At 73.4% G+C, this 9,407-nt stretch carries 9 protein-coding genes; 5 read left to right on the top strand and 4 right to left on the bottom strand.

The annotated features are described in order from the left end of the window. Positions 1 to 95: 95 nt before the first annotated feature. Positions 96 to 833 carry a glutamine amidotransferase gene (locus MHY49_RS18130; protein ID WP_228357055.1) on the bottom strand — a complete coding sequence of 246 codons (738 nt, stop codon included), beginning with the start codon at positions 831 to 833 and terminating at the stop codon, positions 96 to 98. A 132-nt stretch (positions 834 to 965) separates the two neighbouring features. On the opposite strand from MHY49_RS18130, the gene MHY49_RS18125 reads away from it, so the two are divergent. Then, positions 966 to 1,757 carry a class I SAM-dependent methyltransferase gene (locus tag MHY49_RS18125; protein WP_239206501.1) on the top strand — a complete coding sequence of 264 codons (792 nt, stop codon included), beginning with the start codon at positions 966 to 968 and terminating at the stop codon, positions 1,755 to 1,757. After that, positions 1,754 to 2,719, top strand: a complete 966-nt coding sequence (locus MHY49_RS18120) for an aminoglycoside phosphotransferase family protein (protein ID WP_239206499.1) — start codon at positions 1,754 to 1,756, stop codon at positions 2,717 to 2,719. The genes MHY49_RS18125 and MHY49_RS18120 overlap by 4 nt, the downstream gene beginning before the upstream one ends. A gap of 110 nt (positions 2,720 to 2,829) precedes the next feature. Here the strand turns inward: MHY49_RS18120 and MHY49_RS18115 are convergent, their stop codons facing one another. Further along, positions 2,830 to 3,705, bottom strand: a complete 876-nt coding sequence (locus MHY49_RS18115) for a PaaX family transcriptional regulator C-terminal domain-containing protein (RefSeq protein ID WP_239206497.1) — start codon at positions 3,703 to 3,705, stop codon at positions 2,830 to 2,832. A 144-nt stretch (positions 3,706 to 3,849) separates the two neighbouring features. Between MHY49_RS18115 and MHY49_RS18110 the strand changes: the two genes are divergently transcribed. Next, the gene (locus tag MHY49_RS18110; RefSeq protein ID WP_200502349.1) at positions 3,850 to 4,083 is read left to right on the top strand and encodes a hypothetical protein; all 234 of its coding nucleotides are present in this window, start codon (positions 3,850 to 3,852) and stop codon (positions 4,081 to 4,083) included. 98 nt (positions 4,084 to 4,181) lie between these two features. Here the strand turns inward: MHY49_RS18110 and MHY49_RS18105 are convergent, their stop codons facing one another. Then, positions 4,182 to 4,928 (bottom strand): GNAT family N-acetyltransferase, encoded by a 747-nt coding sequence (locus tag MHY49_RS18105; protein WP_239206495.1) that lies wholly within the window; start codon positions 4,926 to 4,928, stop codon positions 4,182 to 4,184. A 32-nt stretch (positions 4,929 to 4,960) separates the two neighbouring features. Between MHY49_RS18105 and MHY49_RS18100 the strand changes: the two genes are divergently transcribed. Beyond that, positions 4,961 to 5,605, top strand: a complete 645-nt coding sequence (locus MHY49_RS18100) for a pyroglutamyl-peptidase I (protein ID WP_239206493.1) — start codon at positions 4,961 to 4,963, stop codon at positions 5,603 to 5,605. 275 nt (positions 5,606 to 5,880) lie between these two features. On the opposite strand, the gene MHY49_RS18095 is transcribed toward MHY49_RS18100, so the two are convergent. Then, positions 5,881 to 6,972: a rhomboid family intramembrane serine protease gene (locus MHY49_RS18095; protein ID WP_239206491.1), complete on the bottom strand. Its 1,092-nt coding sequence runs from the start codon at positions 6,970 to 6,972 to the stop codon at positions 5,881 to 5,883. Positions 6,973 to 7,147: 175 nt separating this feature from the next. Here MHY49_RS18095 and MHY49_RS18090 point away from each other — a divergent pair, with 175 nt between their 5' ends. Then, the gene (locus MHY49_RS18090; protein WP_239206489.1) at positions 7,148 to 9,328 is read left to right on the top strand and encodes an MMPL family transporter; all 2,181 of its coding nucleotides are present in this window, start codon (positions 7,148 to 7,150) and stop codon (positions 9,326 to 9,328) included. Positions 9,329 to 9,407 lie beyond the last annotated feature (79 nt).

Below are 9,407 nucleotides of genomic sequence, written 5' to 3'. Positions count from 1 at the left end.
CACGAGCACGGCCTCCTTTTGGCCCACGAATGCGAGGAATCAGTCCGGCGCGGGGGTCCGCGCGGACGGGCGGTCCGATGCTCCGGCCGACGGGGTCAGCGGGCGTGCAGCTCGACGAAGGCGCGCAGCAGCTTCGCGGCGTGGTGGACGTCGACGGGGCGCACGCGCTCGATCAGCTCCTCCTCCTCGGCGGGGTCGAAGTAGCCGTTGTCGCGGTAGGCGCGGATGCGGAAGACCAGCCCATCGTTGTCCAGCTCGGGATGGAACTGGGTGGCGTACTGCGAGGTGCCCACGCGGAACATCTGCACGGGGCAGCCCTGGCCGGTGGCCAGCAGCACGGCGTGCTCGGGCAGCACGTGCACGGCCTCCTTGTGGCCCACGAAGGCGAGGAAGCTGTCGGGGACGCCGGAGGCCCTGACCAGCGGGTCCTCACGGCCGGCGTCGGTGAGCTCGACGTCGATGCCGCTCACGGGCTCCCCGTAGGTGCGGTCGACGATCGCGCCCTGGTGGACGCCCAGGGTCCCGACGCCGTAGCAGGCGCCGAAGAAGGGGAAGTCGGCCTCGACGACGCGGTCCAGCAGCTCCCCCAGCTCGCGCTCGGCGCGCACCTGGTCGGGGGATTTCTCGTCGGCGTCGTCCGAGGTGTTGTACGGGCTGCCGCCGACGATGATCCCCGAGATCGCCTCGAGGTCGATGGGCGGCATCGGCGTGCGGTCGAGCTGGATGTGCTGCAGCTGCTCGGGCGCGAGGCCCGTCAGGCGCAGCACGGCCTCGTACTCGGACTGCGCGACCTCGTCCTCGGGACGGGTCGCGATGAGCAGGAACGGTTTCACCCGGTCATTGTCACTCAGGCGCACCGCCCGGAACGGACAGACGGCACATCTCGGCGCGGCGCGGCGTGCGGCCCCTCGGCGTGCGGTCTATTCGCTCGCCATCCTCGGGCGCGCCCCGCTAGCGTCGCCGAGGTGAGCACGCTCCCCTCCACGAACCCCTACGAGGATCCCGAGTCCGCGCGGCTGTACGACGCCGAGAACTCCGGACGCGAGGACGTCGAGTTCTATCGGCGCCTGGCCCGCGAGCTGCGCGACGCCGCGGCGGGCGGGGCCGGCGCGCCCTTCACGGTCCTGGACATCGGCTGCGGCACGGTGGTGCTCGGCGTCGATCTCGCGGCCGACGGCCACTGCGTGATCGGCGTCGACCCCGCCGAGGCGATGCTTCAGATCGCGCGCACGCGCCCCGGCGGCGAGCGCGTGACCTGGATCCTCGGCTCCGCCGACGCCGCGCCGGAGGGCGAGGCGGACCTCGCGGTCATGACCGGGCACGCCGCCCAGCAGATCGTCCCAGCGGACGCGTGGCGCACGCTGCTCAGGGACGCGCATCGAGCGCTGCGGCCGGGCGGGATGCTCGCCTTCGAGAGCCGCGACCCGCGACGGCGGGCGTGGGAGCGCTGGACGCCGGAGAGCACGCGCGGCACCTTCCCCCACCCCGACGGCGGCGAGTTCACCAGCTGGGTCGAGCTCCTCGAGGTCGACGAGAGCGGGGCCGACGGGGTCGTCGAGACCCATCGCGGCGTCACGGAGCGCGAGGGCTCCGCGCGACGCGGCGCCGAGGAGACGCTCATCTTCCGGCCGCTCGACGTGCTGCGCGCGGACCTCGAGTCCGCGGGCTTCGCCGTGGAGCAGGTGTGCGGCGACTGGTCCGGCGGCCCCATCACCGACGCGACCGCCGAGCTGATCCTCCTCGGGCGCCGGCCATGAGCCCGCAGGGCGACCATCGGCCCGATCCCACCCCCGAGACCGGGCCCGAGACCGGGCCGACGCAGGAACCGCGGCCGTCGGACGCGCAGATCCTGGCCGCCCGGGACGCCTGGGCCGAGCGCCTGGGCCTGACGCTGGGCGCGGCGTTCCCCGAGGGGTCGACCGGCTGGGTGGGCGCGGCGACGGGCGCCGGCGGCGAGGACCTGGTGCTCAAGGTCGCGTGGGCGCACGAGGAGGCCCGCGACGAGGCGCTCGGGATGAGCATCTGGTCCGCAGGAAGGGACTCCGGGCGGGATGCGCCCGGCCCGATCGTGCCTCGCGTGCTCGAGGCCCGCCGCGAGGGCGCGCTCAGCGTGCTGCTCATGGAGCGCGTGCGCCCCGGCGCGACGCTCGCGCGCAGCGGGCTCCCGCCCCAGCAGGAGGACGAGGTGGTCGCGGGTCTGCTGCGTCGCCTGTGGATCCCCGCCGACGACCTCCCCGGCGCACCCCAGCACGGCTTCCGCCCGCTCGCGCACATGTGCGCCTGGTGGGCCGACGAGGCCGCCGAGCGCCTCGCCCGCGACTCCCGCGGTCTGCCGGACGAGCTGGTGCGACGGGGCCTGGACCTGTTCCGCGCGCTCCCCCGCGAGGGCGACGTCCCGGAGGTGCTGCTCGCGACCGATCTGCACCACCACAACGTGCTCGCAGCGGACGGCGAGGGACCGGACCGCGGCGTTTCCTGGCGGGTCATCGACCCGAAGCCCTACGTGGGCGACCCGCACTACGACCTGCTGCAGCACATGTTCAACGCCGAGGACCGCCTGGTCGAGGACCCGTCGGGCTTCAGCGCCCGGATGGCGCACCTGACCGGCCTCGATCCGGAGAGGACGGCGCGCTGGCTCCTCGCGCGCTGCGTCCAGGAGGCGCCCGGAGCCGACGCCGCCGCCCGCGCGGCGCTGCGCCTCGCGGCCGACGGGGTCTGAAGGGGCGCCCGGACCCGCCGGTCCCGCCCCAGCGCGGCCCGGCGTGACTCCCACGCGGCTCTGCGCGGCTCCCGCGTGGCTCTGCGTGGCCCTGCGCGGCGACTGCGCGATTACCGGGTGCGCTCCCATGGAGCGGGCTCGTACCGGGCGAGGCCCGGCGCGGCCTGCTCGACCTGCGCGCGCAGGAACGGCTGGAGCGTCGGCCCCCATCGGCTGTTCAGCCGGTTCAGCTCGGCGAACATCGCGCCGACGGGCCAGCGCGGCGGCAGGAGCTCCGCGGGAAGATGGGGGTCGGCGAGGACGACGCGCAGGACCTGCTGGTAGAGCGCATTCCACTGTCCGAACACGTCCCAGAGCGGCGCGTCGTCCGCAGGGCGGCCTGCGAGCTCGACGCTCCCCCGCAGCGCACGGATCCGCGCCGTGAGGTCCTCGGCGCGACGGCCGACCTCGGCGAGATCCCACGTCGCCTCCGCCATGCCCCGCGCCTCCTCGATGCTCTCGGGGGTGATCTGCACACGGTGGACCAGGGCTCCCTCGGGCACCTCGCCCAGCTGGCCGAGCACAGTGTCCGCCTCGGCCCGGGCGCTGATCAGGACGCCGGGGCGCAGGGAGCCGAACCCGTGGAAGTCGGCGTAGTAGGTGAGGCGGTCGCGGAACCAGCGGGCGCTCTCGGGGACCTGGTGGAGGAGGCCGTGGAAGCTTCCGGACCACGTGGCCGGCGTCGCGGTGCCCTCGATCTGGCGGTATCGGCGCGCGAGCGGAGCGCCCAGGGAGTAGAGGCCCACGCGCCCGTGCCGCTCGACGTCGAGCCGGCCCATCCGCACCATCTTCGCGAGCGTGCTGTGCGCCGCGGACTCGGTCATGTGGAGGCGGCCGAGCAGGCGCAGCAGGCCCGGACCGGGAAGGCTCGCGGCCGTGAGCGCACCGAAGACGAACCCGACGTCCTGTGCGCGGTCGGTGCGCCGATAGCGTTCCAGATCCGTCACCGTTGCCCTCACGTTCCGTGCAGAAGTGGCCCTGGCTCGCCGCCGACTCTACCGTGAGAACACGTCTTGTCTGCGACGATGTCGCGCTTCTGCGGCATCCGGACGGGTCGGCACCGCAGCACAGGAACTCGCATGGAGGTTCCCATGAGCTCGAACCAGATCTATACCCGCGCCGCTCTGAACGGCGCCGTCGCCGGAGTGATCGCCCTGGCCGCAGCGATCATCGGATTCGGCGCTCTGGGCGGCGCGTCAGTGGGCAGCGCGCTCCTGCTCGGCATCGCCTTCGGCGTGGTCGTGTTCGCGCTCGTGGGCGCGATCAACTACTTCGTCCTGCGTGCGAAGCACCCGCGCGAGCGTCCGCCGGAGCGCACGGCCTGACGCACGCCGGAGCCACGGCTCCGGCGCCCAAAACCCCTCTGTGGTGGTGGGGCGGGTCGCGGAGCAGCGTCGCTCCGCGACCCGGAGGGACGAGGCGCTCAGATGCTCGCGGCGCCTGCCGGTGGAGCGCCGAGCAGTGCGCGCAGCTCCGGGGTGAGCCCCTCGACCTCGACGCTCCGGGAACCGCGCCGGAAGGTCTGCGGCGTGACGACGAACCGCTGATGCTCGACGGCTCGGCCGTTCTGCTCGACGATCTCGGTGCCGTTGCCGACGTAGCCGCAGGAGCGGGAGACGCCGTACGAGCGCTCGTTGCCGACGACCGCCGCCGACTCCGCCCGCACCGCACCCAGGTGGTCGAAAGCGAGGACGAGCACTGCCCGGCGCATGAGGCCGCCGTAGCCGCGGCCCTGCATGTCCCGCGTGAGCCAGGACCCCGAGGTCACGGTGCGGCGCACGGCGAACTGCTTCCCGTTGACGTCCTGGCAGCCGATCAGCCGGCCGTCGGCCCAGATGCCCAGGGTCAGCGACCAGCTCTCCGGGGAGAGCTCGCTGCGCAGGCGCCACTGGAACCGCATCGCCTCGCGGATCCGCTCCTGCTCCGGCCGCGCGTACCAGGGGAAGACGTGCGGGGCGTCGGGGTCGGCGAAGATCGGCCGACGCAGCAGCTCGGCGTACTCCGGGAGGTCGCGATCGGCGAGGACCCGCAGGGTGAGCGGGCCGGAGCGCACCCGCAGGGCGAAGGGCGGGTGCAGGGCGTCGAGGTCCTGGGACGGTCCGACGGGCGAGGACCGGTCGGGCAGGGGCTGGTCGGGCAGGGGCTGGTCGGGCGTCGGCGAGGCGGGCATGCGCCCAGAGTAGAGGCGCCTACCCTGCCCTCATGAGCATCGATGTGCTGCTGAGCGGGTTCGAGCCCTTCGCGGGGGCCGCGACGAACGAGTCATGGGAGGCGGTGCGGCGGGCCGCCCCGCTGCTGGAGGCCCGTGGGGTGGGCGTGGGGACGGTGCGCCTCCCGGTCGTGTTCTCCCGCGGGGCCGACCTGCTGCTCGAGCAAGTCGCAGCGCGTTCACCGCGCCTCGTGATCGCGACCGGTCTCGCCGCGGGACGGCGCGCGATCACCCCCGAGCGGGTCGCGATCAACGTGCAGGACGCGCGCATCGCCGACAACGACGGCCGCTCCCCCATCGACGCCCCCTGCGTGGACGGCGGACCCGTCGGCTATTTCTCGACCCTGCCGATCAAGGCGATGGTCGAGGCCGCGCGGGAGCAGGACGTGCCGGCCGCAGTCTCGCAGTCGGCCGGGACGTACGTGTGCAACGACGTGTTCTACCGGCTGTGCCACGCACTGCAGGCGGACGCGAGCGAGGCCGGCGATCCCGGCGTCGCCGTCCGCGGCGGGTTCGTGCACGTCCCGTCGGCCGACGTGGTGGGCGCCGAGGACGCCGCGCGAGCCCTGGTGGGGATGGTCGAGGCCGCTCTCCGGTCGGATCAGGACCTCCGGATCACCGGCGGTGTGGAGTCCTGAGAGGGTTTTCCACAGAGAACTCCACACCTGGGGACGAATGACAGGTTTGTGATTCCGCACGGTGGAGCGCTTCGTACCGCAGGTCATGGAGGCTGTCGCACCATGCCGACGCCTCTCGGACACCTCCGGTCCACAGGTTCAGGGCCTCCGTCCCCCGCGGTTCCACACGCGATCGGCGGTTGTCCCCAAAGTTATCCACAACTGGGGATAATCACAGGCGTGTGATTCCACAGCCGGGGTCCCCCGTCGGCCGTCGGTCCCCGCGGCCCCGCGCCTCAGAGCAGCGGCAGGTACCCCGCGGGGACCGTCGCGATCTTCACCGCGATAAGCACGAGGCACAGCACGAGCCCGGCGGCGAGCACGCCGCCGTGGATGAGCGCCGAGCGTCGAGCGAGCGCCGCGCGGTCGGCACCGGGGCTCGCCTTCGGACGCAGCGCGAACATCACCGCGGTCAGCGCCGTGCCCATCACCAGACCACCCAGGTGCCCCTGCCAGGAGATGTTGGGGATCGTGAAGGTGATGACGAGGTTCAGCCCGATCAGCACGAGGATCTGCGTGGTCTCCGCGCCCATCCGCCGGTTCACGATCAGCAGCGTCCCGAACAGGCCGAAGATGCCGCCGCTCGCACCGAGCGTCGCCCCGACCCACGAGGAGGGGTTCGCCGGGTCCGCGAACAGGAGCACGGCCACCTGCCCCGCGAACAGCGAGAGCATGAAGATCGCACCGAATCGCCAGTGCCCGAGCGTGCGCTCGAGGTGCGTGCCCACCAGGTACATCGCGTACATGTTCAGCAGCAGATGGAACACGCCGCCGTGGAGGAACCCGGTGGTGATCAGGGTCCAGGGCATCGCGAGGGTGCGCACGGGGGCGTAGATGAGGGCCTGCTCGACGGCGCCCCCGGGGATCAGGGTCTGGCCGAGGAACAGCACCACGCACAGGCCGATCACGCCGTAGGTGAGGAACGGGGTGGAACTGCCCATGCGCCCACCGGCCATGTTGCGCGGACTCGCGGAGCGCTGCTGCGCGGCGAGCTCCTTCTCGCAGTCCACGCAGAGCATCCCCACCGGCGCGGGGCGCTGGCACTCGCCGCACGCGGGCCGGCCGCAGCGCTTGCAGCGCACGTAGCTCACGCGGTCGGGATGGCGGGGGCACACGGGCGCTCCCGCCTGGTCGCCTCCCGGGATCTGGTGCGCGGGCAGGGAGGCATCACCCGGGGCTCCCGCGGAGGAGCCGCCCGCTCCGGCCGCCGCGCCGTCGGCCCCTCCGGCGCGTTCGGCGTCGCCGGCCGAGTAGCCGTAGCTGGGTCGCGGGCGCTCGGCGGGATCCGGGTCGTCGGCGCCGTAGCCGTAGGTGGGTCGGTTCTCCATGCCCCCATTCCTACATGAGGCGCCGGGGAGCACGCCGAGGCGCGGCGGCGCTGCGGGTCACAGGTCGAATACATCGAACGGTTGATTCCGTCCGACGAGGCCGTTCCTAGCGTGGATCGCGTACCGCGGCGCAGGTCGCCGCGGCCCCGAGAACCCCGCGCGACCAGGAAGAACGATGAGAACCTCGACCAGCTCCCCGACGCAGTCGCCGACGCCCGCCACCACGTCGGCACCGTCCCGACCCGCCCGCGCCCTCGCGCGGATCGCCGCGCTCCTGACCGGACGGCGCTCCGCCTGGGCCGTGCTGGCGATCGCCGCGCTGCTCGCGCTCGCGCTGATGGGTCTGCGCGGATCCGGACCCGCCGCGGGGATGGACGCGCTCCCGGCGAGCGCCGAGTCCTCGCGAGCCGCAGCGGTCGCCGACCAGCTGCCCGACGCGGACCAGCAGACCGTGATGGCCGTGGTCACCCGCACCGACGGCGGGAAGCTGACGGCGGACGACGAGCAGCAGGTCGCCCACCTCCGCTCCGCCCTCGCGGACGCGACCGACGGCGACGAGCTGCCGCCGATGCCCTCCGAGGACGGGCACGCCGATCTCGTGCTCGCGCCGATCGACACGAGCGCGGGCGACGATGCGGTGGACGCGAAGGTCGCTGATCTGCGCGAGGTCGCCCACGGCGCCGTCTCCGGCGACCTCCAGGTGCAGCTCACCGGCGGCCCCGCCGTCGGCTCCGACATCCGCGGCGCCTTCGCCGGCGCCGACTTCCGCCTCCTGATCGTGACGATCGCGGTGGTCGGCGTGCTCCTGCTGCTCACCTACCGCTCCCCGGTCCTGTGGCTGCTGCCCCTCGCGGTGGTCGGCGCGGCCGACGGCGTCGCGAGCGCCGTCACCTCGCGCATGGGCGAGACCTTCTCCCTGGCCTTCGACGCGGGCGTGATCAGCGTGCTCGTGTTCGGCGCGGGCGCGAACTACGCGCTGCTGCTGATCTCGCGGTACCGCGAGGAGCTGCATCGCAGCGACGACCACCGCGTCGCGCTGCGCCGCGCCTGGAGCGAGACCGCGCCGGCCGTGGTCGCGTCGAACGTGACGGTGGTGCTCGCGCTTCTCACGCTCGTGCTGGCCGTCATGCCCGCGACCCGCGGGCTGGGCATCGCCGCGGCCGTGGGTCTCGTGATCGCCCTGCTCGCCGTCCTGTTCCCGCTCACCGCCCTGCTCGCGATCACCGGGCGCCGGGTGTTCTGGCCCTTCGTCCCGCGTCCTGCTCAGAGCGGAGCGGATGCCGGCGAGGCGCCTTCCGCGACCGGGACCGGGACCGGGACCGGGACCGATGATGCCGAACGCGGCGTCTTCGCCGCTGTCGCCCGCCGTGTCACCGCGCGTCCGGTGCTCTCGGTGATCGGCACGCTCGCCGTGCTGGCCGTGTGCGCGACCGGTCTGCTGGGCACGCGCGTCGGCCTCTCGCAGAGCGAGCAGTTCGCCTCGGCGAACGAGTCCCAGACCGGCTTCACCACCATCGCCGAGCACTACGGCGCCGGCCAGTCCGGCCCGCACCTGATCACCGTCCCCACGACGGACGCGAAGGCCGTGACGACCGCGGCGAAGGACGTCCCCGGCATCGAGTCCGTCACCGAGAGCGGCACCACGCCCGGTGGCGAGACCGTCCTCTCGGCCACGGGCACCGCCCAGTCCGAGTCCTCGGAGGCCGACCAGGAGGTCCTCGCCCTCCGCGACGCGGTCCACGGCGTCACGCCGGAAGCGCTGGTGGGAGGCACCTCGGCGCAGGCGCTCGACGTCCACGACGACTCGATGCGGGACCTTCTGCTCATCGCGCCGATCATCCTCGGAGTGATCCTCGTGGTGCTCGTGGTGCTGCTGCAGGCGCTCGTGGCCCCGCTCGTGCTGCTCGCGGCGAACCTCGTCAGCACGCTCGCGTCGATCGGGCTGGGGCTGTGGGTGGGCCGCACGCTCTTCGACATCCCCGCGCTCGACGTCACCGTGCCGCTGCTGGCGTTCCTGTTCCTCGCGGCCCTCGGCGTGGACTACACGATCTTCCTCACCCACAGGATCCGTCGCGAGGCAGATCGGTTCGGCACGGTGCGCGGCACGGTCCGGGCCGTCGGCTCGACGGGTGTGGTCATCACGAGCGCCGGGATCGTGCTCGCCGCGGTGTTCGCCGCGCTCGGCGTGCTGCCGCTCGTGGTCCTCGGCCAGCTGGGCCTGATCGTCGGGCTCGGCGTCCTCGTGGACACGGTGCTCGTGCGCACGGTGCTGGTCCCCGCGCTGTTCTCCCTGATCGGAGACCTCATGTGGTGGCCGGGACGCCTGGGCGCTCGCTCCGATCGCCACGCCGACTGAGCAGTTCTGACCGTCGGCCTCGTCGGCCCCAGGTCAGCACAGCCTGCCCCTCGGCTCCCCCGTCGCTAGGGCCCCCGAC

Origin of the sequence: Brachybacterium sp. ACRRE, assembly GCF_022346485.1 — a bacterium.
GTDB classification, from domain to species: Bacteria; Actinomycetota; Actinomycetes; order Actinomycetales; family Dermabacteraceae; genus Brachybacterium; species Brachybacterium halotolerans.
The sequence above is the reverse complement of the archived record's forward strand: the minus strand, read 5'-3'. Positions and strand labels throughout refer to the sequence as shown.